At 73.4% G+C, this 23,567-nt stretch carries 24 protein-coding genes and 1 pseudogene; 9 read left to right on the top strand and 16 right to left on the bottom strand.

Going from position 1 to position 23,567, the window contains the following annotated elements; genetic code table 11:
- Window positions 1–151 precede the first annotated feature (151 nt).
- A complete protein-coding gene (locus OG552_RS22230) occupies window positions 152–805 on the top strand; it encodes a hypothetical protein (RefSeq protein WP_329135589.1) in 654 nt (217 codons plus the stop codon).
- A 93-nt stretch (window positions 806–898) separates the two neighbouring features.
- Here the strand turns inward: OG552_RS22230 and OG552_RS22225 are convergent, their stop codons facing one another.
- The 4 genes from OG552_RS22225 to OG552_RS22210 form a co-directional block, all read right to left on the bottom strand.
- Window positions 899–2,020 carry a GuaB3 family IMP dehydrogenase-related protein gene (locus OG552_RS22225; RefSeq protein ID WP_329135587.1) on the bottom strand — a complete coding sequence of 374 codons (1,122 nt, stop codon included), beginning with the start codon at window positions 2,018–2,020 and terminating at the stop codon, window positions 899–901.
- A 288-nt stretch (window positions 2,021–2,308) separates the two neighbouring features.
- On the bottom strand, window positions 2,309–3,808 hold the full coding sequence (gene guaB / locus OG552_RS22220) for an IMP dehydrogenase (protein WP_329135584.1): 1,500 nt from the start codon (window positions 3,806–3,808) through the stop codon (window positions 2,309–2,311).
- 159 nt (window positions 3,809–3,967) lie between these two features.
- Entirely contained in the window at window positions 3,968–4,582 is a 615-nt protein-coding gene (locus tag OG552_RS22215; RefSeq protein WP_329135582.1) for a sigma-70 family RNA polymerase sigma factor, read from the bottom strand.
- Window positions 4,583–4,808: 226 nt separating this feature from the next.
- Entirely contained in the window at window positions 4,809–5,420 is a 612-nt protein-coding gene (locus tag OG552_RS22210) for a response regulator transcription factor (protein WP_003948568.1), read from the bottom strand.
- A gap of 544 nt (window positions 5,421–5,964) precedes the next feature.
- Here OG552_RS22210 and OG552_RS22205 point away from each other — a divergent pair.
- Window positions 5,965–6,288 (top strand): annotated as a pseudogene (locus tag OG552_RS22205) (WhiB family transcriptional regulator); the annotation flags it as partial.
- Window positions 6,289–6,537: 249 nt separating this feature from the next.
- Here OG552_RS22205 and OG552_RS22200 read toward each other — a convergent pair.
- Window positions 6,538–7,485: a LysR family transcriptional regulator gene (locus OG552_RS22200; RefSeq protein WP_329135580.1), complete on the bottom strand. Its 948-nt coding sequence runs from the start codon at window positions 7,483–7,485 to the stop codon at window positions 6,538–6,540.
- 83 nt (window positions 7,486–7,568) lie between these two features.
- On the opposite strand from OG552_RS22200, the gene OG552_RS22195 reads away from it, so the two are divergent.
- Genes OG552_RS22195 through OG552_RS22175 form a run of 5 tightly spaced genes read left to right on the top strand, consistent with a single transcriptional unit; the run spans window position 7,569 to window position 11,180 of the window.
- Window positions 7,569–8,780: an aminotransferase class V-fold PLP-dependent enzyme gene (locus OG552_RS22195; protein WP_329135578.1), complete on the top strand. Its 1,212-nt coding sequence runs from the start codon at window positions 7,569–7,571 to the stop codon at window positions 8,778–8,780.
- The gene (locus OG552_RS22190) at window positions 8,753–8,887 is read left to right on the top strand and encodes a hypothetical protein (protein WP_329135576.1); all 135 of its coding nucleotides are present in this window, start codon (window positions 8,753–8,755) and stop codon (window positions 8,885–8,887) included. Before OG552_RS22195 ends, OG552_RS22190 begins: the two co-directional genes overlap by 28 nt.
- 58 nt (window positions 8,888–8,945) lie before the next feature.
- Complete coding sequence (locus OG552_RS22185) at window positions 8,946–9,731, top strand: GNAT family N-acetyltransferase (RefSeq protein WP_329135575.1); 786 nt, start codon at window positions 8,946–8,948, stop codon at window positions 9,729–9,731.
- A 3-nt stretch (window positions 9,732–9,734) separates the two neighbouring features.
- Window positions 9,735–10,382, top strand: a complete 648-nt coding sequence (locus tag OG552_RS22180; RefSeq protein WP_329135573.1) for an MOSC domain-containing protein — start codon at window positions 9,735–9,737, stop codon at window positions 10,380–10,382.
- A 21-nt stretch (window positions 10,383–10,403) separates the two neighbouring features.
- On the top strand, window positions 10,404–11,180 hold the full coding sequence (locus OG552_RS22175; protein WP_329135571.1) for an SDR family NAD(P)-dependent oxidoreductase: 777 nt from the start codon (window positions 10,404–10,406) through the stop codon (window positions 11,178–11,180).
- 85 nt (window positions 11,181–11,265) lie between these two features.
- On the opposite strand, the gene groL is transcribed toward OG552_RS22175, so the two are convergent.
- Together groL and groES are read right to left on the bottom strand one after the other, a co-directional pair.
- Window positions 11,266–12,891, bottom strand: coding sequence for a chaperonin GroEL (groL, locus tag OG552_RS22170; protein WP_329135569.1), 1,626 nt, complete (start codon window positions 12,889–12,891; stop codon window positions 11,266–11,268).
- A 163-nt stretch (window positions 12,892–13,054) separates the two neighbouring features.
- A complete protein-coding gene (groES, locus tag OG552_RS22165; RefSeq protein WP_165240547.1) occupies window positions 13,055–13,363 on the bottom strand; it encodes a co-chaperone GroES in 309 nt (102 codons plus the stop codon).
- Between the two features lie 497 nt (window positions 13,364–13,860).
- Here groES and OG552_RS22160 point away from each other — a divergent pair, with 497 nt between their 5' ends.
- Window positions 13,861–15,039 (top strand): class I SAM-dependent methyltransferase, encoded by a 1,179-nt coding sequence (locus tag OG552_RS22160; protein ID WP_329135565.1) that lies wholly within the window; start codon window positions 13,861–13,863, stop codon window positions 15,037–15,039.
- Window positions 15,040–15,077: 38 nt separating this feature from the next.
- On the opposite strand, the gene OG552_RS22155 is transcribed toward OG552_RS22160, so the two are convergent.
- Genes OG552_RS22155 through tsaB form a run of 4 tightly spaced genes read right to left on the bottom strand, consistent with a single transcriptional unit; the run spans window position 15,078 to window position 17,674 of the window.
- The gene (locus OG552_RS22155) at window positions 15,078–15,338 is read right to left on the bottom strand and encodes a hypothetical protein (RefSeq protein ID WP_329135563.1); all 261 of its coding nucleotides are present in this window, start codon (window positions 15,336–15,338) and stop codon (window positions 15,078–15,080) included.
- The gene (gene tsaD, locus OG552_RS22150) at window positions 15,335–16,453 is read right to left on the bottom strand and encodes a tRNA (adenosine(37)-N6)-threonylcarbamoyltransferase complex transferase subunit TsaD (protein ID WP_329135561.1); all 1,119 of its coding nucleotides are present in this window, start codon (window positions 16,451–16,453) and stop codon (window positions 15,335–15,337) included. Before tsaD ends, OG552_RS22155 begins: the two co-directional genes overlap by 4 nt.
- On the bottom strand, window positions 16,446–16,952 hold the full coding sequence (gene rimI, locus OG552_RS22145; protein ID WP_329140993.1) for a ribosomal protein S18-alanine N-acetyltransferase: 507 nt from the start codon (window positions 16,950–16,952) through the stop codon (window positions 16,446–16,448). The genes tsaD and rimI overlap by 8 nt, the downstream gene beginning before the upstream one ends.
- Before the next feature lie 56 nt (window positions 16,953–17,008).
- Entirely contained in the window at window positions 17,009–17,674 is a 666-nt protein-coding gene (gene tsaB, locus OG552_RS22140) for a tRNA (adenosine(37)-N6)-threonylcarbamoyltransferase complex dimerization subunit type 1 TsaB (RefSeq protein ID WP_329135559.1), read from the bottom strand.
- Between the two features lie 230 nt (window positions 17,675–17,904).
- Here tsaB and OG552_RS22135 point away from each other — a divergent pair, with 230 nt between their 5' ends.
- Window positions 17,905–18,477, top strand: a complete 573-nt coding sequence (locus OG552_RS22135) for a L,D-transpeptidase (RefSeq protein WP_329135557.1) — start codon at window positions 17,905–17,907, stop codon at window positions 18,475–18,477.
- Window positions 18,478–18,613: 136 nt separating this feature from the next.
- On the opposite strand, the gene OG552_RS22130 is transcribed toward OG552_RS22135, so the two are convergent.
- The 5 genes from OG552_RS22130 to OG552_RS22110 all read right to left on the bottom strand — a co-directional run bounded on the left by OG552_RS22130 (window position 18,614) and on the right by OG552_RS22110 (window position 23,476).
- Complete coding sequence (locus OG552_RS22130) at window positions 18,614–18,802, bottom strand: hypothetical protein (RefSeq protein WP_329135555.1); 189 nt, start codon at window positions 18,800–18,802, stop codon at window positions 18,614–18,616.
- Window positions 18,803–18,941: 139 nt separating this feature from the next.
- Complete coding sequence (gene tsaE / locus OG552_RS22125; protein WP_329135553.1) at window positions 18,942–19,529, bottom strand: tRNA (adenosine(37)-N6)-threonylcarbamoyltransferase complex ATPase subunit type 1 TsaE; 588 nt, start codon at window positions 19,527–19,529, stop codon at window positions 18,942–18,944.
- 11 nt (window positions 19,530–19,540) lie between these two features.
- Window positions 19,541–20,758: an alpha/beta fold hydrolase gene (locus OG552_RS22120; protein WP_329135551.1), complete on the bottom strand. Its 1,218-nt coding sequence runs from the start codon at window positions 20,756–20,758 to the stop codon at window positions 19,541–19,543.
- Window positions 20,759–20,765: 7 nt separating this feature from the next.
- Window positions 20,766–21,980, bottom strand: coding sequence for an alanine racemase (gene alr / locus OG552_RS22115; RefSeq protein ID WP_329135549.1), 1,215 nt, complete (start codon window positions 21,978–21,980; stop codon window positions 20,766–20,768).
- A 56-nt stretch (window positions 21,981–22,036) separates the two neighbouring features.
- Window positions 22,037–23,476, bottom strand: a complete 1,440-nt coding sequence (locus OG552_RS22110; protein WP_329135547.1) for an NAD(P)H-hydrate dehydratase — start codon at window positions 23,474–23,476, stop codon at window positions 22,037–22,039.
- Between the last annotated feature and the right edge of the window lie 91 nt (window positions 23,477–23,567).

Genomic DNA, 23,567 nt, shown 5'->3' with positions numbered 1-23,567 from the left:
GGTCCTGGTCCCGTAACGACCGCAAGAACCCTCTTGTCCGATTGTCGTATCCCCCTGCTAGATTTCGGCGTCACTTTCGCCGCACACCGCGTAGACCGCGCACACCGCGCACACCGCGTACGCCGTGCACACAGCATTCGGGGGACCCTTCATGAGCGCTGACTTCCCGCCACCGCAGGCGCCGCTGCCGGGCGGCGGCAATCCGTACGCCCAGCAGCCGCAGAGCCCGTACGGCCCGCCGCCGCAGGGCGCGCCGGCCCAGGGCGGCCCGGCCCCTTACGGCGCCCCGCCGCAGGGCGTGCCCTTCGGCTACCCGCGGCAGCCCGGGGCCGCCCCGGGGAATCCGTTCGACCCGGCCGCGTACCCGCCGCCGAACGCGTACGCGCAGCCGTCCGCGCCCGCCGCGGCCAACCCCTCGCTGGGCATCCTGGCGGGCATCGTCACCGCGGTCGTCGTCGCCATCGCCTACGGCTGGATCATCGGCCTCACCAAGCACGAGATCGGATACGCGGCGGTCGGCGTCGGCTTCGCCGTCGGCGCGGTGGTCGGGAAGGTCGGCGGACGCAGCCGCACCCTGCCGTTCGCCGGCCTCGTGCTGGCCCTGGCCGGCGTCTTCCTCGGCCAGTTCCTCGGCGAGGCGATCATCGGTGCCCACGCCAACGACCTGTCGGTGACCACCGCGCTGACCGACTACACCCACGAGGTCTTCCTGGGCTGGAAGGAAGACTTCGACGTCATGTCGTTCGTCTTCATGGCGATCGCCGGACTGGTGGGCTTCCAGACCCCCCGCCGGATGAACGGCTGACCGCCCGGTCCTCACCCTGGGGATCATGGGGCAGGCCCCGTACCGCGATCGCGGTACGGGGCCTGCCGGCGTTCTGGCGGCGAAGGGCCGGGCTCAGCGGTGGTGGGTGGGCGAGACCGTGACCTCGACCCGCTGGAACTCCTTGAGGTCGGAGTAGCCGGTGGTGGCCATCGAACGCCGCAGCGCCCCGAAGAAGTTCATCGATCCGTCGGGCGCGTGCGACGGGCCGAGCAGGATCTCCTCGGTGGTCCCCGCGGTGCCCAGATTCATCCGCTTGCCGCGCGGCAGCTCGGTGTTGACCGCCTCCATGCCCCAGTGGAAGCCGCGGCCGGGCGCGTCGGTCGCGCGGGCCAGCGGGGAGCCCATCATCACCGCGTCCGCGCCGCAGGCCACCGCCTTGGGCAGGTCACCGCTGGCGCCGAAGCCGCCGTCGGCGATGACGTGGACATAGCGGCCACCGGACTCGTCCATGTAGTCGCGGCGGGCCGCGGCCACGTCGGCGACCGCGGTCGCCATCGGGACCTGGATGCCCAGCACGTTACGGGTGGTGTGCGCGGCGCCGCCGCCGAAGCCGACCAGGACGCCCGCGGCGCCGGTCCGCATCAGGTGCAGGGCCGCGGTGTACGTGGCGCAGCCGCCGACGATCACCGGCACGTCCAGCTCGTAGATGAACTGCTTGAGGTTCAGCGGTTCGTGCGAGCCGGAGACGTGCTCGGCGGAGACCGTGGTGCCGCGGATCACGAAGAGGTCCACGCCCGCGTCCACCACGGCCTTGGAGAACTGGGCGGTGCGCTGCGGCGACAGGGCCGCCGCGGTGACCACGCCCGCGTCCCGCACCTCCTTGATCCGCTGCCCGATCAGCTCCTCGCGGATCGGGGCGGCGTAGATCTCCTGCAGCCGGGAGGTGGCACGGTGGTCGTCCAGCTCGGCGATCTCGGCGAGCAGCGGCTCGGGGTCGTCGTACCGCGTCCACAGCCCTTCGAGGTTCAGCACCCCGAGGCCGCCGAGGTTCCCGATCCGGATCGCCGTCTCGGGCGACACCACGGAGTCCATCGGCGCGGCGAGGAACGGCAGTTCGAAGCGGTAGGCGTCGATCTGCCAGGCGATCGAGACCTCCTTGGGGTCCCGGGTGCGCCGGCTCGGCACCACGGCGATGTCGTCGAACGAGTACGCCCTGCGGCCTCGCTTGCCCCGCCCGATCTCGATCTCTGTCACAACCCGTGCCTCTCGTCTTCTGACCTTGCGGGCATCAGTATCCCGCAGGACCGCCCGGGTAGCCCCCCCGGCCGGTTCCCGGACCGTCCCGCCCGTCGTGGCTCGTCGCGCAGTTCCTCCCCCAGACTTCGTCCGGGGGTGCCCCCAGCGCCCCTGTCGGGGCGCCTTCCCCCGCTCCGAGGGAGACCATTGCCCCAAAGGGGCGCGAGGAACTGCGCGACAAGCTGTATACGGCGGAAGGTCCGGCGACGGCCTCAGGGGGGCAGGGCCTGCGGCCCCCCCGGTCACTCACCCGTGATAGTTCGGCGCTTCCACCGTCATCTGCACATCGTGCGGGTGGGACTCCTTGAGTCCCGCCGCGGTGATCCGGACGAACCGCCCCTTCGTCTCCATCTCCGAGATGGTCGCCGCGCCCACATATCCCATGGTCTGGCGGAGGCCGCCCACGAGCTGGTGGAGGACCGCGGAGAGCGGGCCACGGTAGGGGACCTGCCCCTCGATGCCCTCGGGGACGAGCTTGTCGTCGGAGGAGACCTCACCCTGGAAGTAGCGGTCCTTGGAGTACGAGCGCCCCTGCCCGCGGGACTGCATCGCGCCGAGCGAGCCCATGCCGCGGTAGGACTTGAACTGCTTGCCGTTGATGAAGAGCAGCTCGCCCGGGGACTCCTCGCAGCCGGCCAGCAGGCTGCCGAGCATCACACTGCTCGCGCCGGCCGCCAGCGCCTTGCCGATGTCGCCGCTGTACTGCAGGCCGCCGTCGCCGATCACCGGCACCCCCGCGTCGATGCAGACCTGCGCCGCGTCGTAGATCGCGGTGACCTGCGGGACGCCGATGCCGGCCACCACCCGGGTGGTACAGATCGAGCCGGGGCCGACGCCGACCTTCACGCCGTCCACGCCCGCATCGAGCAGCGCCATGGCGCCGTCCCGGGTGGCGATGTTGCCGCCGACGACGTCCACCGGGACCGCCGACTTGATCTTCGCCATCCAGTCCAGTGCGTTGCGGTTGTGGCCGTGCGAGGTGTCCACGACCAGGAAGTCCACCCCGGCGGAGACCAGCGCCTGGGCGCGGTCCAGCGCTTCGGGGCTGGCGCCGACCGCGGCGCCGACCAGCAGCCGGCCCTCGGCGTCCTTGGCCGCCTGCGGATACTGCTCGGCCTTGACGAAGTCCTTGACGGTGATCAGACCGCGCAGCCGGCCGTCGGCGTCCACCAGCGGCAGCTTCTCGATCTTGTGCCGGCGCAGCAGCGCCATGGCGTCCACCCCGGAGATGCCCACCTTGCCGGTGACCAGCGGCATCGGGGTCATGACCTCGCGCACCTGGCGGTTGCGGTCGTTCTCGAAGGCCATGTCGCGGTTGGTGACGATGCCGAGCAGCTTGCCGGCCTCGTCGGTGACCGGTACGCCGCTGATCCGGAACCGGGCGCAGAGCGCGTCGGCCTCGCCGAGGGTGGCGTCCGGGCGGACCGTGATCGGGTCGGTGACCATGCCGGACTCGGACCGCTTCACCAGGTCGACCTGGCTCACCTGGTCCTCGACCGACAGATTGCGGTGCAGGACGCCGACGCCGCCCTGCCGGGCCATCGCGATGGCCATCCGGGCCTCGGTGACCTTGTCCATCGCCGCGGAGAGCAGCGGGATGTTCACCTTGACGTTGCGCGAGATGAGGGACGAGGTGTCCACCTGGTTCGGCAGCACCTCGGAGGCACCCGGGAGGAGCAGCACATCGTCGTAAGTGAGCCCGAGCCTGGCGAACTTCTCGGCTACTCCGTCGGCGTTCAGCGACATGACACCTTCCCGAATGGTCTTGCCCGGCGAGTTGTTCAATGGTAGTGGCTGGGCCGGTATTCCCCTGCCGCGAAGGGTGCCTCTCGCGGGTGACATGGGACAACTTGCCGTACGGAAGTCTCTACGGAAGGCCGTAGGACCTGCCGGGGTCCCCGTGCGTCAGGCGCTGCGCGGGGTCCCGGTCGCCGTGGTCGCCGTGCTCTCCTCGGCGATGGCCCGCAGCCGGCTGAGCGCGCGGTGCTGCGCGACCCGTACCGCGCCCGGCGACATCCCCAGCACCTGCCCGGTCTCCTCGGCGCTCAGCCCGACCGCGACCCGCAGCAGCACCAGCTCCCGCAGATGGTCCGGCAGCCGGTCGAGCAGCTTCTTCGCCCAGGCGGCGTCGCTGTTCAGCAGCGCGCGCTCCTCCGGGCCGAGCGAGTCGTCGGGCTTCTCCGGCATCTGGTCGGAAGGTACGGCCGTGCTGCCCGGTCCGCGCATGGCGGACCGCTGCAGATCGGCGACTTTGTGGGCGGCGATGGAGACCACGAACGCCTCGAACGGCCGGCCCAGATCCCGGTAGCGCGGCAGTGCGCAGAGCACCGCCAGGCAGACCTCCTGGGCCAGGTCGTCCACGAAATGCCGGGCGTCGCCCGGCAGCCGGGACAGCCGGGTGCGGCAGTACCGCTCGGCCAGCGGGTGGACGTGCGCCAGGAGTTCATGGGTGGCGCGCTCGTCGCCGTCGACGGCGCGACGGACGAGGGCACCGATGGCAGGTGTGTCGTCGTCGCGCATCCCCCCATGGTGCCTCGCCGCCGGACGATCCGTGGCATCGCGGTCGTACTTCTGCACCGAAGCGTTATCCGGCATGCCGTGCGGAACCGCGTCAGGCGCTGTCATCTCCGCCATCCGTGGCCCCCGCCGATCCCCGAGGAAGTCCATACGTCAAGCATGCGTCCTCCCCCGGGAAACCGAAGACTCGCGGGCCACTTCACCGTCGCACGGCCGCGGGCGCACGGCCTTAACGCACCAGGCCCCAGCGGAAGCCGAGCGCCACCGCGTGGGCCCGGTCGGACGCGCCGAGCTTCTTGAAGAGCCGCCGCGCGTGCGTCTTGACGGTGTCCTCGGAGAGGAACAGCTCGCGGCCGATCTCGGCGTTGGACCGCCCGTGGCTCATCCCCTCAAGCACCTGGATCTCCCGGGCGGTGAGGGTGGGCGCGGCGCCCATTTCGGCGGACCGCAGCCGGCGCGGGGCGAGCCGCCAGGTCGGGTCGGCGAGCGCCTGCGTGACGGTGGCCCGCAGTTCGGCGCGCGAGGCGTCCTTGTGCAGATAGCCGCGGGCCCCGGCGGCGACGGCCAAGGCCACCCCGTCCAGGTCCTCGGCGACGGTGAGCATGATGATCCGGGCGCCGGGGTCGGCGGACAGCAGCCGCCGCACCGTCTCCACCCCGCCGAGGCCGGGCATCCGGACGTCCATCAGGATGAGATCCGAGCGGTCGGCACCCCAGCGGCGGAGGACTTCCTCGCCATTGGCAGCGGTGGTTACACGCTCGACGCCGGGCACGGTGGCCACCGCGCGGCGCAGGGCCTCTCGGGCGAGCGGGGAGTCGTCACAGACGAGGACAGAAGTCATGACCGCCCTCCGCAGCTGAACCGCGTCACGTTGTGCCTCCAGGCTGTACGAAGTACGAATCTTCACCGTTGGGGCTGACGGATCGGGCATCTGCCCGAATCGCTTGATCCGCCAACCGCTTCCGCCACACTCAACGACCCTCACCCGAAAGAGTTACGGAGTTTGGTCGCAGCCATCGGCACTCTACGTGATCATCCGGACACGAAATGCCCGCGCCGCAGGTCAGACGGGTGAGTCGGGAGCGAATGGGGGCCTGGGGTCGTAGCGGGGCGCCGCCCGAAGTGCGTTGGATGCTGCCGAACGGGTGTTATGCCGCAATTTGCACTGTTTGGCGGCTCTTTTCTGGTGTGCGGGCTAATCGTCACTAGATTGGCGAAGAGTCATATTTACATCTACTACGACAGTAGATGTACGGTCGAGAGACGGGTCACAGTGATCCGACAGCTTCCGCGGCGGGCGCCCTGCGACGGCACCCACTTCAGAACTCACAGCGCCCTCTCCACCGTCTTCCACGCCTTCACGCACCCGTCGAGGGGAATGAGCAATGGCAGACTTCTCCCGCCTTCCCGGGCCCAACGCCGATCTGTGGGACTGGCAACTGGTCGCCGCCTGCCGAGGCGTCGACAGCTCGCTCTTCTTCCACCCGGAGGGGGAGCGCGGCGCCGCTCGCAGTGCGCGCGAGGCCTCCGCCAAGGAGGTGTGCATGCGCTGCCCGGTCCGGGCGGAGTGCGCCACGCACGCCTTGGCCGTACGGGAGCCGTACGGCGTCTGGGGCGGTCTCACCGAGGATGAGCGCGAGGCCATGATGGGACGGTCGCGCAGCCGGAACACCGATTCCGACGCCGATGCCGACGCTGACGCCGAGGCGGTTTCCGGCGGTCGTTCGGCGGACGCCGACGAGGACTCCGGCACCGGAAGCGAGCGGGGTTCCGAGCGGGATGCCGAGCCGGAGTACCCCGCGGAATACGACGCCGGGTACGACGCGGACTACGACCCCGACTCGGCCTCGGCCGGCCTGCGCTGGTAGCCCGCCCCCTTCCTGCAGAATCGTTCCTGCCATTGCTGAGCGCCCGCCCGCGGACGGCCGGCCCGGTCGTTGCCCCGCCGACCGGCCGGATCAGACGGGCAGGGCGGCCCCCCGCTCCGTACGCCGCTCCCCGTGCCGCAGCCCGGCGCGCGTGAGGCGGCCCAGCATCATGTCCACCGCCGGGACGTGCGCGAGGTCAGGCAGCGTCAGCGCGACCACCTCACGTTCCACCGCGGGCCGCATCTCCACCACGGCCACGCCCTTCTGCCGTACCGACTCCAGTGCGAGGTCCGGCAGCACGGCCACCCCCAGACCCGCCGCCACCAGGCCGACCACCGCCGGGTAGTCGTCCGTCGCGAAGTCGATCCGCGGGGTGAAGCCGGCCCGCTCGCAGACCTCGACCAGGTGCCGCCGGCAGCGCGGACAGCCGGCGATCCACTGCTCGCCGGCCAGTTCCTCGATCCCGGCAGGTCCCGTCCGCCCGGCCAGCGGATGCCCCTTCGGTACGACGCCCACCAGGCGGTCGGTCAGCAGCGGGCGCACCACCAGATCCGCCCACGACTCCTCGGCGGCCACCGGCAGGTCCACGTACCGGAACGCGAGCGTGATGTCGCAGTCCCCGGCCCGCAGCAGCTCGACCGACTTCGGCGGCTCCGCCTCCACCAGCGAGATCTTCGTCCCCGGGTGGCGTGCGCGCATGTCCGCCACCGCGCTGGGCACCAGCGTGGAGCTCCCGGACGGGAAGGAGGCCAGCCGCACGCGGCCGGCCCGCAGCCCGGCGATGGCGGCGATCTCCTCCTCGGCGGCGGTCAGCCCGGCCAGGATCCCGGCGGCGTGCCGCACCAGCGCGTCCCCCGCCTCGGTCAGCCGCATCTCGCGTGCCCCGCGCACCAGCAGCGGGGTCCCGGCGGACGCCTCCAGCGCCTTCATCTGCTGGCTGACGGCGGGCTGCGTGCAGCCCAGCTCCCGGGCGGCGGCGGAGAAGGAACCGGTGCGGGCGACGGCGCGCAGCACGCGCAGGTGGCGGGCTTCGATCATGCGCACACCATAAGGGCCGCTTGGGGATGATCGGTAGTTCCTGCTGGTGGACTTTGAGCTGGGCCGAGGCCAGTCTATGAGCCATGACAGCGACGGACGGCACGAACAGTTCCACCGAAGCGGGGCCTGCGGCGCCCCTGACCAGCACGGATGCAGCCGCGGGCGGCGGGACCGGTGTGGGCGGCGGGATCGGGGCGGGCGCCGACGCGGGTGACGTGAGCACGACGGTTACCCGTCCGGGCAGGGTGATCGGTGCGGTTGCCCGACCGCCGGGCCCGGGCGGGGTGACCGACGCCGCCCCCGGCCGGGTGGGGGAATTCGAGGCGGTGGTCAGGGGGGAGTACGGCGGGATCGCGGCCGGGTATCTGGACACCGCCGCGTTCGGGCTGGCCCCGGCCCGTACCGTCGCCGCGATGCGGGGCGCGCTCGACGCGTGGGCGAGCGGGCGGCCGGACGTGGACGGGTACGAGGCGGCGGTCGCGGCGAGCCGGACGGCGTACGCGCGGATCACCGGGGTCGCACCGGACCGGGTCGCACTGGCCGGCACGGTGGCGCAGGCCGTCGGGCTGATCGCCGCGGGGCTCCCCGAGGCCGCACAGGTGGTGGTCGCCGCGGACGACTTCAGCTCGCTGGTCCATCCGTTCGCCGGCCGCCCCGGCCTCGACCTGCGGATCGTCCCGCTGGACGAGGTCGCCGCCGCGGTCGGCCCCGGGACCGCGCTCGTCGCGGTGAGCGCCGCGCAGTCCCTGGACGGCCGGGTCGCCGACCTGCCCGCGATCCGGGCGGCCACCACCGCGCACGGCGCCCGGCTGCTGATCGACGGCACCCAGTCCGTGGGGTGGCTGCCACTCGCCCCCGAGGGGTACGACTACCTGGTCTGCCACGCCTACAAGTGGCTGGTCAGCCCGCACGGCGCGTGCTTCCTCACCGTCCGCGAGGGCCTGGAGCCCACCCTCTCCCCCGCCTCCGCCGGCTGGTACGCCGCCGCCGACCCCTGGAACTCCTGCTACGGCCCGATCGAAGAACTCGCCCCGGGCGCCCGCCGGTTCGACGCCCGGCCGCCGTACCTGTCGTACGTCGGCGCGGCCGCGTCCCTCGCGCTGGTGGAGGAGCTGGGCGTGGCCGCCGTACGCGCCCACGACCTGGCCCTCGCGGACCGCCTGCGGTCCGGCCTCACCGCGCTGGGCCACGCCCCCGTGCCGGGCGACTCGGCGATCGTCGCGGTCCCGGGCATGCCCGGTTCGGCCGCGGCCCGGCTGAACCGGGCATGCCCGGTTCGGCCGCGGCCCGGCTGAAGGAGGCCGGCGTCGCCTTCTCCGCCCGGGGCGGCAACCTGCGCTTCGCCGTCCACCTCTACACCACCGCGGCGGACATCGACCTGGCGCTGGACGCGCTGGCGTGACGGCCGCGGCCCGGTAATTCCGTTGGGGCCGGACGGGCGCCCGTGCTGGAATGCCCGGATGGACACCGAAGCCGTACGCGCCCTGTTCGACGCCCAGCTGCGGCGGGACGCCCCGCCGGATCCCGGCTCCCGGGTGGAGCGGTTCGGCGGGGTGCTGCGGCAGACCGGTGACGGGGTGAACGACTGGACCGGTGTGCTCTGGTCCGCGCTGGACGAGAGCACCGCCGACGCGGCCATCGCGGAGCAGGTCCGCTGGCTGGCCGGGCCGCAGGGCGCGGGCCGGGAGTTCGAGTGGAAGCTGTACGCGCACGACCGCCCGGCGGACCTGGGGCGGCGGCTGCTCGCCGCCGGTTTCACCCCGGAGCCGGCGGAGACGCTGATGGTCGCGGAGGTCGCCGCGCTGCCCCTGGACGTATCCCAGCCGGAAGGCGTACGGCTGGAGCCGGTGACCGACGCGGCGGGCCTCGCCCTCATGGCCCGCACCCACGGGACGGCCTTCGACGACGACCCGGCCCGCCTGCACGCCCGGCTGCTCGACCAGCTCACCCGCAGCCCGGCCACCTTCTGCGGGGTGGTCGCGATGGCCGGTGACACCCCGGTCTGCTCGGCCCGGATGGAGTTCCACCCGGGCACCGACTTCGCGAGCCTGTGGGGCGGCGGCACCGTACCGGAGTGGCGGGGCCGCGGGATCTACCGGGCGCTGGTCGCCCACCGTGCCCGGATCGCCGCCGCGAAGGGCATCCGCTACCTCCAGGTGGACGCCTCCGACGACAGCCGCCCGATCCTCCGGCGGCTGGGCTTCGTACCGCTCAGCGTCACCACGCCGTACCTGCGACAGGGGTGAGACATGCATGTCCTCAGCGTCAACGTCGGGCGGCCGCGGCCCAACCCGTGGAAGCGGGTGGCGCTCACCGGCATCGACAAGCGGCCGGTGGGCGGGCCGGTCGAGGTGACCGTGCCGGGGCCGAAGGGGGACGGCTCGGTCGGGCTCGCCGGTGACCACGCGTACGACGTCAAGCACCACGGCGGCGCCGACCAGGCGGTCTACGCCTACGCCCGGGAGGATCTCGACGCTTGGGAGAGCGAGTTGGGCCGCACGCTGGCCGGCGGCAGTTTCGGGGAGAACCTCACCACCACCGGGATCGACGTCAACTCCGCGCTGATCGGGGAGCGTTGGCGGGTCGGCAGCACGCTGCTCGAAGTGTCCTGCCCACGGGTGCCGTGTGCGACCTTCGCCGGCTGGCTGGACGAGGGCGGGTGGCTCGGGCGGTTCACCCGGGCGGCGGTCCCCGGCGCGTATCTGCGGGTCCTCGAACCGGGCCGGATCACCGCGGGTGACCCGATCGAGGTGGTCTCCCGGCCCGGGCACGAGGTGACCGTCGCCGTCTCCTTCCGGGCGATCACCACCGAACCCGGCCTGCTCCCGCTGCTGGTGGACCTCGCCGCCTTCCCGGCGGCCGAACGCGCCGCGATCCGCGACCGCCTCACCCGCTGACACCTCATCTACGCTGCCCGCATGACGACTTCACTGATCACCGGTGCGACGTCCGGCATCGGCGCGGCCTTCGCGCGCCGTCTCGCCGCCGACAGCCACCGCCTGGTGCTGGTCGCCCGCGACGAGGACCGGCTGGCCCGTACCGCCGCGGAACTCCGCGCCCGCTACAACGCATCGGTCGAGGTACTGCCCGCCGACCTCGCCGAGGACCACGGCATCGCCGCCGTCGAGGCCCGGCTGTCGGATCCGGCCCGGCCGGTGCAGGTCCTGGTCAACAGCGCCGGCTTCGGCAACCGCGGGGTCTTCCTCGATGTGCCGGTGGCCGAGGAGGTCCGCATGCTCAAGGTCCACTGTGAGGCGGTGCTCCGGCTCACCGCCGCGGCGGTACCGGCGATGCGCGACCGGCGCCACGGCTTCGTCATCAACGTGGCCTCGATCGCGGCCTTCATGCCGCGCGGCACCTACGGCGCGAGCAAGGCGTGGGTGGTCCGCTTCACCGAGGGCATCGCCCACGAACTCCAGGGCTCCGGCATCCGCTTCCTCGTCCTGTGCCCCGGCCTCACCCGTACCGAGTTCCACGACCGTGCGGGCATGGACGCCTCCCGGCTGCCCTCCTGGGCCTGGCTCAATCCCAACAAGGTCGTCGCCATCGCCCTGCGCGACCTGGCCCGCGGCCGCACCCTCAGCGTCCCCGACCCCCGCTACAAACTCGCCGCGGCCCTCGCCCGCCACACCCCCACCCCCCTCTTCTCCGCCGTCTCCACCCGCACCACCCGCACCTACGACCCCAAACCCTGACCCGGGGGGCTCCTCAGACGGTGCAACGGGTGCGGCCCGGCTTCCCTTGGGGGAGGGGGCCGGGCCGCGGGTGGGGCGGGGTGGGTCAGTGGGAGTGGCCGTGGCCGCCGTGGGCGGCTTCCGCGGGCTCCTCTTCCTTCTTCTCGACCACGAGGGTCTCGGTGGTGAGCAGGAGGGACGCGATGGAGGCCGCGTTCTCCAGGGCGGAGCGGGTGACCTTGACCGGGTCGATCACGCCGGCCTTGACCAGGTCGCCGTACTCGCCGGTGGCGGCGTTGAAGCCGTGGCCCTTGTCGAGGTCGGCGACCTTGGAGGTGATGACGTAACCCTCAAGGCCGGCGTTCTCGGCGATCCAGCGCAGCGGCTCGACGGCGGCGCGGCGGACCACCGCGACACCGGTGGCCTCGTCACCGGTCTTGCCGAGGTTGTCGGCGAGCACCTTGACCGCGTGCACCAGGGCGGAGCCACCGCCGGAGACGATGCCCTCCTCGACGGCCGCGCGGGTCGCGGAGATCGCGTCCTCCAGGCGGTGCTTCTTCTCCTTGAGCTCGACCTCGGTGGCCGCGCCGACCCGGATCACGCACACGCCGCCGGCCAGCTTGGCGAGGCGCTCCTGGAGCTTCTCGCGGTCCCAGTCGGAGTCGGTGGAGGAGATCTCCGCCTTGATCTGGCCGATCCGGCCCTCGATCTCGGCCTTGTCGCCGGCACCGTCGACGATCGTGGTGTCGTCCTTGGTGACGGTGACCCGGCGGGCGGTGCCCAGCAGGTCGAGCCCGGCCTGGTCGAGCTTGAGGCCGACCTCCTCGGCGATGACGGTCGCGCCGGTGAGGGTGGCGATGTCGCCGAGCATGGCCTTGCGGCGGTCACCGAAGCCGGGCGCCTTGACCGCGACCGCGTTGAACGTGCCGCGGATCTTGTTGACGACCAGGGTGGAGAGCGCCTCGCCCTCGACGTCCTCGGCGATGATCAGCAGCGGCTTGGAACCACCGGCCTGGATGATCTTCTCCAGCAGCGGCAGCAGGTCCTGGATCGAGGAGATCTTGCCCTGGTGGACCAGGATGTACGGGTCGTCGAGGACGGCCTCCATCCGCTCCTGGTCGGTGACGAAGTACGGCGACAGGTAGCCCTTGTCGAACGCCATACCTTCGGTGAAGTCCAGGTCGAGGCCCATGGTGTTGGACTCTTCGACGGTGATGACACCGTCCTTGCCGACCTTGTCCATCGCCTCGGCGATCAGCTCGCCGACCTGCTTGTCCTGGGCGGACAGCGCGGCGACCGCGGCGATGTCCTCCTTGCCCTCGATCGCGCGGGCGGAGGAGAGCAGCTCTTCGGAGACGGCCTTGACGGCCGCGTCGATGCCCTTCTTCAGGGCGGCGGGGGAGGCGCCGGCGGCGACGTTGCGCAGGCCCTCGCGGACCAGCGCCTGCGCCAGGACGGTCGCGGTGGTGGTGCCGTCACCCGCGATGTCGTTGGTCTTGGTCGCCACCTCCTTGACGAGCTGGGCACCCAGGTTCTCGTACGGGTCGTCCAGCTCGACCTCACGGGCGATGGTGACACCGTCGTTGGTGATGGTCGGGGCGCCGAACTTCTTGTCGATGACGACATTGCGGCCCTTGGGGCCGATGGTCACCTTCACGGTGTCGGCGAGTTTGTTGACGCCACGCTCCAGGGCGCGACGGGCGTCCTCATCGAACTTCAGAATCTTGGCCATGCCTGCGAACTACCTCGTCTACTCGTCAGTCGGTTGTCGTCGTCAAGGACGGTCGTCGTCAAGGGCCTTCACGGTCGCCCAACGAAACCGCCCCGGGGCCCCCGGCCTGATGGACACGGAGAACCCGGGGCGGGATCGCGGCTGTGCGGTGGAGCCGGAAGACTTACTTCTCGATGATCGCGAGGACGTCGCGCGCCGAGAGGACGAGGTACTCCTCGCCGTTGTACTTCACCTCGGTGCCGCCGTACTTGCTGTAGAGCACGACGTCCCCGACGGAGACGTCGAGCGGCAGGCGGTTGCCGTCCTCGAAACGGCCCGGACCCACGGCCAGGACGACGCCCTCCTGGGGCTTCTCCTTGGCGGTGTCCGGAATGACCAGGCCGGAGGCCGTGGTCTGCTCGGCATCCAGCGGCTGGACCACAATGCGGTCCTCAAGCGGCTTGATGGCAACCTTGGTGCTGGCGGTCGTCACGATCCGACCTCCCCCTTCAAAGGGCTCACGGGAGTGTCTGTCTGGGTCGGCGACCTGGTAGGCCCGTCGTCGCGGGTGCCGGACCTGCCCGTCGCTGATGTGCTGGCACTCAGCGGTGCCGAGTGCCAGGTCTGAGACTAGGACGCTCTTAGCACTCGGTCAAGCGGAGTGCCAGACTCAGCGCGTCTCCCGCGCAGGGGCGCACCGGGTCTCACGGCCCGTGCCGGGCCTTCCCCGCCCCCCAGGGGCCCGGGGCGCCGGGCCGGATACGACAGCAACAGCCCTTCCGGCCGGTGACGGAGCGCGGCGCCATCGTGGCCGGTCGCGCAGTTCCCCGCGCCCCTTCGGGGCGCCCCGAAGGGGCGCGGGGAACTGCGCGAGCAACCCACCACCGGCCAGTGGGCCGGACACGACAGCAACCGCCCCACCCGGCCGGTGACGAAGCGCGGCACCGCGCCCCTGCGGGGCGCTTCCGCGGGGGCGGGGAGAATGGGGGCGTGGATGTTGAGGAGTTCGCCGGGTTGCTCGGGCCCGAAGGGCAGACCGTGCTGGAGGCAGTCCGGGGGCACACCCCCTCCGGTGAGCTCGCGGCAGCGACCCGGCTGCGGCGCACGCACGCCCCCCGCCTGGTGGCCGCCGCCATGACACAGGCACGGCTGCGGCAGCGCGCCGCCGCCAAGTTCGGGGCCGAGGACGCCGCCCGGATGTACTTCACCGCGAACGGCGTCGAACAGGCCACCCGCACCAGCGTGGCCGCCCACCGGGCCGCCCGCTTCCGCCGGCTCGGCGTGCGCCGGCTCGCCGACCTGTGCGGCGGCATCGGCGGCGACGCCATCGCACTGGCCCGGGCCGGCATCGACGTGCTGGCCGTCGACCGCGACCCGCTGACCTGCGCGGTGGCCCGCGCCAACGCCGAGGCACTGGGCCTGGCCGACCGGATCGAGGTGCGGTGCGCGGACGTCACCGAGGTGGACACCACCGGCTACGACGCGGTGTTCGCCGACCCGGCGCGCCGCACCGGGCGGGGCCGGACCTTCGACCCCGAGGCGTACTCCCCGCCGCTCTCCTGGGCGCTCGCCGCGGCCCGTACGGCACCCTTCGCCGCGGTGAAGGTGGCCCCCGGCATCCCGCACGAGGCCGTACCGGCGGACGCCGAGGCGGAGTGGGTGTCGGACCACGGCGACGTGAAGGAGGCCGCGCTGTGGTTCGGCACCGCGCCCGGCGCCGTACGGGCCACCCTGCTGCCCTCAGGAGACGCGCTGCGGGCCGCCGAGCCGCCGCAGGCCCCACCGGTCCGGGCGGTCGGCCGCTTCCTCTACGAGCCCGACGGCGCGGTCATCAGGGCCCATCTGGTGGCCACCGTGGCACGGCAGCTGGACGGCGGACTGATCGACCCCACCATCGCGTACGTGACCGCCGACGCGCTCGCCCCCACGCCCTGGGCGACGGCGTACGAGATCGGTGACGTCCTGCCGTTCGGCATGAAACGGCTCAAGGCGCTGCTGCGGGAGCGCGAAGTGGGCAATCTGACGGTGAAGAAGCGCGGCTCCGCGGTGGAGCCGGAGGAGGTACGGCGCCAGGTCAAACCGCGGGGCCCGAACGCTGCGACCGTCTTCCTGACCCGGGTGGCAGGCGCGCCCACGATGCTCATCGGGCGCCCCGCGCAAGGGAGTTGACTCCCGCACGAAAGTTGACCCCCGCACGGGAGTTGACCTCAGCTCTCCACCGACACCGACACGAAGCGCCACCGGTGCACCTGACGGCGTACCAACTCCGGCGGCGGATCGGGCAGTTCGGGGATCTCCGCGTCATAGGGCGCTTCCCACCAGCTGATCACCAGCACCCGGTCGCCGGGCGCGACCAGGAACTCCAGCCGCCGGGGCACCGCGGGGAGTTCCTGCTCCCGTGCCCAGTCGAGGAGTTGAGGACCGCATCCGTCGGCGGCCGCGGCTTCCCACATCAGTGTGACGGTCATCCGTAGAGGTTGTCCTTGCTCAACTCGTGCACATGATCGTGCGATCGGACGGACCCGTGAACCTCGTGCGTGTGCCCCGGCACCGACACCTCGGTCACCGGCAGCGAGGAGTCGGCCGGCAGGTCGAGCGTGGAGGCGGCCCGCCCGCGGGCCACCATCTCGGCGCCCAGGGCCGCGACCATCGCGCCGTTGTCGGTGCACAGCCCCGGCCGCGGCACCCGCAGCCGGATGCCCGCGTCCTCGCACCGCTCCAGCGCCAGCGACCGCAGCCGGGAGTTGGCCGCCACCCCGCCGCCGATCATCAGGTGGTCGACGCCGTTGTCCTTGCACGCCCTGATCGCCTTGCGGGTCAGCACGTCCACCACCGCCTCCTGGAAGGACGCGGCCACATCGGCGACCGGCACCTCCTGCCCGTCGCGGCGGCGCGCCTCGACCCAGCGGGCGACGGCGGTCTTCAGGCCGGAGAAGGAGAAGTCGTAGAGCGGGTCACGGCCGCCGGTCAGGCCGCGCGGGAAGGCGATGGCCTTCGGGTCGCCCTCGCGGGCGTACCGGTCGATCACCGGGCCGCCGGGGAAGCCGAGCCCGAGCACGCGGGCCACCTTGTCGAACGCCTCGCCGGCCGCGTCGTCGATGGTCGCGCCGAGCGGCCGTACGTCGCCGGTGATGTCGGGCGCCAGCAGCAGCGACGAGTGGCCGCCGGAGACCAGCAGCGCCATCGTCGGCTCGGGCAGCGCGCCGTGCTCCAGCTGGTCCACGCAGATGTGCGAGGCGAGGTGGTTCACCCCGTAGAGCGGCTTGCCGAGGGCGTACGCGTACGCCTTGGCCGCCGACACCCCGACCAGCAGCGCGCCCGCAAGGCCCGGGCCCGCGGTCACCGCGATGCCGTCGAGGTCGCGGGCGCTCACCCCGGCCTGCTTCAGGGCGCGCTGGATGGTGGGGACCATCGCCTCCAGGTGGGCGCGGCTGGCCACCTCGGGCACGACACCGCCGTAACGGGCGTGCTCGTCGACGCTGGAGGCGACCGCGTCGGCGAGCAGGGTGTGCCCGCGCACGACGCCGACACCGGTCTCGTCGCACGAGGTCTCGATGCCCAGGACAAGGGGTTCGTCAGCCATGGATCTCTTCTACGTCTCCGGGGTCGGCCGGTTCGCCGGCGGTCATGGTGGAAGCGGGGTCGGCCAGCCGCATCACCAGGGCGTCCACATTGCCCGGCTGGTAGTAGCCCTTGCGGAAGCCGATGGGTTCGAAGCCGAAGCGCCGGTAGAGCCGCTGGGCCCGCGGGTTGTCGACCCGGACCTCCAGCAGCACCTCGTGGCACTCGGCGGCGGTCGCGGTCCGCAGCAGCTCGGTGAGCAGCCGGGCGCCGAGGCCGGTGCCCCAGTGGTCGCGGGCGGCGGCGATGGTCTGCACGTCGCCGGTGCCGGCCACCGCGGCGAGCCCGGCGTAGCCGACGATCCGGCCGTCCGCGGCCCGCTCGGCCACGACGTAGCGCCGGCTCGCCGCCGGGTGCCCGGCGTCCGCGAGCTCGGACCAGAACATGCCGCGGGACCACGCGTCCTCGGGGAAGAGGTCGTGTTCCAGCGCGGTGACGGCGTCCAGGTCCCACCAGCGCATGTCCCGCAGGACGATGTCCTGGCCGGCCCCCGGTGCGGCGCCCTGTACGGCCGGGGTCACCGCGGCAGTACCGCCTTGTACCCCGCGGGCACCTGGGCGTCGGGGCGGCGCAGGTAGAGCGGCAGGGCGGGGGCGAACGGCTCGCCGGTGGCCAGCCGGTGGACGGCGAGCGCGGCCAGCGCGCCGGCCGACTGGTGGGCCGGGTCCGGGCGGTGGTCGGTGAAGACCTCGGGGTACAGGTGCGCGCCGGCGCCGACCGCGGGGAGGCCCGCGACGTCGTCGGCGATGTCGGCCGGGCGGTTCACCGCGGGTTCGGTGACCCGGTGGCGGGGGCCGTCGTACCGCGCCCAGTACACCTCTTTGCGCCGGGCGTCGGTGGCGACGGTGAAGGGGCCGTCGAGTCCGGCCTCGCCGGCCGCCCAGGCCAGGCCGTCCAGGGTGCAGACGCCGTGCACGGGGACGCCGAGCGCGTCACCGAAGGCGGCGGCGGTCACCAGACCGACCCGCAGCCCGGTGTACGGGCCCGGGCCGACGCCCACCACCACGCCGGTGACCTGCGAGATCACCGCGCCGGCGGCGGTCAGCACGCGGTCGACGGCGGGCACCAGGAGTTCGCCGTGCCGGCGCGCGTCGACGACGGTCGACTCGGCGAGCACCCGCTCCCCGTCGTGCAGGGCGGCGGTGACGGCGGGCGTGGCGGTGTCGAAGGCAAGCAGCAGCACACGCCAAGCGTACGGCGCGCGCCCGCGGCGCCGGGGCCGCGGGCGGGACGGCTGCTACCGTCAAACGGGATCAAATACGCAATTCGTATCTCATGCCGGCACCGGGCGCGCAGCGAACGTATGAGCGGCAGGGACGACGGGCGCCCGTGCGGAGCCCATGACGGGCGAGACGCAGGACGTGACGCACGACGAGACCGCGGGAGACGAGACCGCAGGAGAGGACGCACACCGTGGCGAGGACGGCAAGGACGGCGCAACTCTCATCCCGCACCCTGGTCACCGCGCTGGTCGCGGCGGCGCTGATCGCGGTGGGGGTGCTGGCGGAGGAGGCGTCGGGCACGGCCCCGTCGCCGGCCGCGGTCGCGGCCAGGACGAACCAGAAGTCCCGCCCGGCCGGCGGCGCCGCCCGCGGGCCGGCCCAGCAGGGGCTCCCGCTGCATTCCGGCTCCGGCGAGCGCGTGGTCTACAGCCTCCGGCGCCACCGGGTGTGGCTGGTGGACGACGAGGAGCAGGTGGTGCGGACCTTCACGGTGGTGGGCGGCACGGTGGAGCCGGCGCTCGGCAGCCACCGGGTCTTCGCGCGCCGCTCAAAGGGACGGGGCGGCGACGGGGCGGCGGTCGAGCACGTGGTGCTCTTCGCCGAGACCGACGGCAAGAACATCGGCTTCAGCGCGGCGGCCGACGGCTCCCTCGACCGCCCCGACCCGGCCAAACGGACGACCGCCGTCCGGACAACCCGCGCGGACGCGGACGCGGTATGGGTCCAGGCGACCATCGGCACGACAGTGGAGGTCGTGAAGTAGCCGCACCCCCCTGCGTCTGGCGGCCACCCTGGCGGGGCCCGTGAAGCAACCTCGCCGCGGGCGTGCGCCGCTCCGGGGGGCGGGGGTCAGGGAGGGCGGCAGGCTTCCGCTCGGGGATCAGCCGTTCGCGTGGGGGTCAGGCCGCGTCGCGGTTGGGGCGGCGGTCGGCGGGCTCGTCCGGGGCGGCCGCGGCCGGGGGGTTCTCCGGCGGTGTGGAGACCGTACGGGCGGCTGCGCAGGCCGCGAGCAGGTCCCGTACCGACGGGCCGGCCACCGGCCGGACAGCGGCGTCAGGGTGCTGGTCGTGCGACTGCTCGGCCGACATGCGCGCCTCCTCGTAGAGAGAAGTTAGGCAGCCCTAACCAGGTGCCCGCACCCAGCAGACCACGGTCGCCCGCCCCTGCGCAACATCTTCCCGACAGCCTGTCGGCTCACACCTGGTCCACAGGTGATCCACAACCGGCTCACACCTCCAGCGCGGTCAGATCCTCCTTGGCCCAGCGGGGCCCGACGCCGGTCACCGTCACCTCACGCACGTCGTCAGCGTCGTCAGCGTCGTCAGCACCCTCCGCACCCTCCGCACCCGCACCCCGCGCCGGCTCGTCCCCACCCGCCGTACGGGCGATGACGACATGCAGCCGCGCGTCCGACAGGTCCTCGACCTTGCCGTCACCCCACTCCACGACCACCACCGACTCCGGCAGCGACACATCGAGGTCCAGGTCCTCCATCTCGTCCAGGCCGCCGCTGAGCCGGTACGCGTCCACATGGACCAGCGCCGGCCCGGCGCCGAGCGAGGGATGGACCCGGGCGATGACGAAGGTCGGCGAGGTGACGGCGCCGCGCACCCCCAGCCCCTCGCCCAGACCGCGGGTCAGCGTGGTCTTGCCCGCGCCCAGCTCACCACTGAGCAGGACCAGGTCGCCGGGGGTCAGCAGGGTGGCGAGCCGCCGCCCCAGCTCGTGCATGCGCCCCGGATCCCGGACGGTGATCCGGACGACGGGGGCGTCCGGCGCGGAGCCGGCTTCGTACGGGTCGTGCGGTGTGCCCATGATGGCGAATGCTACGCGTCAGGCGCGGTCGTCAGCTCGCGAAGCCGCTGCGCAACGGGCGCGCGTACGCTCTCCGCCGCCTCCGCGATCAGCCGCGCGAGCGCCGCGTTGACGAGGGCGGGCCGCTCCATGAGCACCAGATGCCCGGCACCCTCCACGATGATCAGCTCGGCCTCCGGCAGCTTCTCGGCGATGTCCGCGCTGTGCGCGCTCGGCGTCAGCAGGTCCTTGGTACCGGCGAGTACGAGACCGGGCACGCCGTCGAGCACCGCCAGCGCGGCGCCTTTCTCGTGCTCGGTGAACGCCGGATAGAACTCGGCCACCACATCGATCGGCGTACTCTCGATCAGCCGTTCGGCGAACCGCTCGACCGCCGGATCGACGTCGTCGGAGCCGAACGAGTACCGCTTGATGAAGCCCGCGAAGAGGTCGGCGGTGGCCCGCCGGGTGCGCTCCACGAAGTCCACCTGGCTGCCGAGTATCCGCAGCACCCCCGGCGCCAGCAGGCGGAAGGCCCGCGCGCCGGCGGCCGGCAGCCCCAGCGTGACGGCGGCCAGCTTGCCCGCGGAGGTCGAGATGAAGGCGACGCCGGCCACCCGCTCCCTGACGTACTCGGGGAACTGGTCGGCGAAGGCCATCACCGTCATGCCGCCCATGGAGTGCCCGACCAGGACCACCGGGCCCTCGGGCACGGCAGCGTCGAGCACCGCCTTGAGGTCCCGGCCGAGCTGGTCGATGGTGGCGGTCTTGCCGGAGGTCTGGTCGCGGCCGCGTTCGCTGCGGCCGTGGCTGCGCTGGTCCCAGTAGACGGCCCGCACCGCGCCGCGCAGGGCCGCGCGCTGGAAGTGCCAGGAGTCCTGGGTGAGGCAGTAGCCGTGCGAGAAGACCACCGTGACCGGCGGCCCCGGCGGCTTCGGCCTGTCCTTGCCCGCCGGCTGCCGCCGCAGCCAGCCACGGCCGCGCCGGGCGGGCGGCTCGGGGGCCGGCGGCGGGGGGTCGGCCTCCTCGGTCTCGTAGTACAGCTCGGTGCCGTCCTCGGCGATCACCGTGCCGGGGGTGCCGCGCAGGGTGCCGTACGGGCCGGCCGCGTCGAGGGCGAGCCGGGCCCGGCGGCGGGTGCCGCGGCCCACGGTGGCCCGTTCGATCGCGACTCCTGCGGCGGCGCCCGCGGCGACCACACCGATGGCGGCGCCGACCAGGCCGGCCTTCTCCCACGTCTTCTCAGGCATCGCGGCGTCACCGCCCGCCGGCGGTGCGAGCGGGGCCCGCGGGGTCAGCGGCAGGGCCGTCGGAGCCGGCCGTGTCGGCAGCGGCAGCGGCGTCGGCGTACGAACGCGGGACCCGGGGGCCGATCCTGGTGACGATCTCGTAGGCGATGGTGCCGCAGGCGCGGGCCCAGTCCTCGGCGGTGGGCTCGCCGTGGTCACCGGGGCCGAAGAGTACGGCCTCGTCGCCCGGGGCCGCCGTATCGCCGCCGAGGTCGACGACGAACTGGTCCATCGCGACACGCCCTGCCACCACCCGCCACTTCCCGGCCACCAGCACCGGCCCCGCGCCGGACGCGTGCCGCGGTACACCGTCCGCGTACCCCAGGGGCACCAGGGCAAGCGTGGTGTCGCCCGGAGTGACGTAGTGGTGCCCGTAACTGACGCCGTGTCCGCCGGGCACCCGTTTGACCGAGGCGAGGTTGGCGCTGAGCGTCATCACCGGGCGCAGCCCGAAGTCCGCCGGGCCGCCGAGCTGCGGCACCGGGGAGATGCCGTACATCGCCACGCCGGGCCGCACCAGGTCGAAGTGGGACTCGGGAAGGGTGAGGGTGCCGGGCGAGTTGGCGATGTGCCGCACTTCGGGGGTGAGCCCGGCGTCCTCGGCCTGCGCCACGGCCTGCCGGAAGACGGCGAGTTCGCGGTCGATGGCGGGGTGGCCTGGCTCGTCGGCGCAGGAGAAGTGGGCCCAGACCCCGGTGACGCGGATCAGGCCGTCGCGTTCGGCGGCGCGGGCGGCGGCGGTGAGGTCCGGCCAGTCGGCGGGCTGGGCGCCATTGCGGCCGAGCCCCGCGTCGATCTTCAGCTGCACCCGCGCGGGGCGGCCGGCCGCCCGGGCGGCGCGCGTGACCGCGTCCAGTGCCCAGCGGGCGCTGACGGTGACGTCGATGTCCGCCTCGACGCATTCCTGCCAGGGGCCGCCGGGCGTCCACAGCCAGCACAGCACGCGAGCCTCGATGCCGGCCGCGCGCAGGGCGAGCGCCTCCTCGGGGGTGGCCACCCCGGCCCAGGTCGCGCCGGCCGCGACGGCGGCCCGCGCGCAGCGCACCATGCCGTGCCCGTAGCCGTCCGCCTTGACCACGGCCATGAACGCGGCGCCCGGTGCCTTCGCCCGCAGTGCCGCCACATTCGCCCGCAGCGCGCCCAGATCGATCCGCGCCCGGGCGCGCGTGTCCATGTCGTTCATCGCGGCCAGTCTCTCAGGCCCACTCCGTTTCCCGCTCAACCACCTCGGGTGCCGCGTCAGTCCTGGACGTTCCGCCATGCCGCGGGGACGGTGTCGGCCACGTCCAGGGCGGAGAGCGGGCCCTCGGCGAGGCGTCCTGCGAGGCCGTGCAGATAGGCGCCGGCGGAGGCGGCGTCGCGGGGCGCGAGGCCGGCCGCGAGCAGCGAGCCGGTGAGGCCGGACAGGACGTCGCCGCTGCCTGCGGTGGCGAGCCAGGCGGTGCCGGTGGGGTTGACCCGGACCGGGACGGCGGGGTCCGGATCGGCCACCAGGGTGGTGGCGCCCTTGAGCAGCACGGTCGCGCCGAAGCGGCCGGCCAGCGCCCGTACCGCCTCCAGCCGGCGCGCCTCCACGTCCTCCCGTGGCCATCCCAGCAGGGCGGCGGCCTCGCCGGCGTGCGGGGTCAGTACGGTCGGCGCGGTGCGCGCGCGTACGGTCTCCGGGTCGATCAGGCGCAGCCCGTCGGCGTCCACCAGCACCGGTACGCCGGCGGCCAGCACCTCGTGCACCGCGGTGTGCGCGTCCGGGGTGTCGCCGAGGCCGGGCCCGACCACCCAGGCCTGGACCCGGCCGGCGTCGTGCGGGGAGCCGGCCGAGACCAGCACCTCGGGGTGCCGGGCCAGTACGGCGTCGCCGCCGGGGCCGACGTAGCGGACCGCCCCGGCACCGGCCCGCAGCGCGCCGGACACCGCCAGCACGGCGGCCCCCGGGTAGCGCTGCGAACCGGCCGCGACGCCGACCACTCCGCGCCGGTACTTGTCGCTCTCGCCGCCGGGGCGGGGCAGCAGCGCCGCCAGGTCCGCGTGCTGCAGGGCCTCCACCTCGGGGGCCCCGAGGTGCGCGTCGAGGCCGATGTCGACCAGCCGCAGGACGCCGGCCAGTTCTGCCGCAGGGTCGATGAGCAGGCCGGTCTTGTACGTGCCGAAGGTGACGGTCACGTCGGCGTGCACGGCCGGGCCGTCCAGTTCGCCGGTGTCGGCGTCCACCCCGCTGGGCAGGTCCACCGCGACCACGGCGGCCCGGCTCTGCCGGGCGGCTTCGGCCTGCGGTACGGCCGCCGGGCGCAGTCCGCCCTTGCCGCCGATCCCGGTGATGCCGTCCAGCACGAGGTCCGCGCCGGCGATCACCCGGGGGCCGTCCTCCTCCGTCACCGTCCGGCCGCCGGCCGCCAGCAGCGCGGCGAGCCCTTCGGCGTGCGTACGGTCGGGCGCGAGCAGGACGGCGGTCACGCCGGCGCCGCGGCGGGCGAGCCGGGCCCCGGCGTACAGCGCGTCACCGCCGTTCGAGCCGCTGCCGGTGAGCACCACGACGCGGGACCCGTAGACCCGGCCGAGCAGGTCCGCGCACACCGCGGCCAGCCCGGCGGCGGCCCGCTGCATCAGCGCCCCCTCGGGCACCAGCGCCATCAGCGCGCCCTCCGCCGCCCGTACCGCCGCCACGCTGTGCCCGTACCGCATCCCATACCTCCACGTCGCTCTTCCCCTACCCCCGAGCTTCCCCCTTCCGCCCGCACGGCACCTCCCGCCACGTGGACGGCCGCCCGGAAAC

The sequence above is a fragment of the Streptomyces sp. NBC_01476 genome (assembly GCF_036227265.1).
Classification (GTDB): domain Bacteria; phylum Actinomycetota; class Actinomycetes; order Streptomycetales; family Streptomycetaceae; genus Actinacidiphila.
This window is presented reverse-complemented; position numbering and strand designations above follow the sequence as displayed.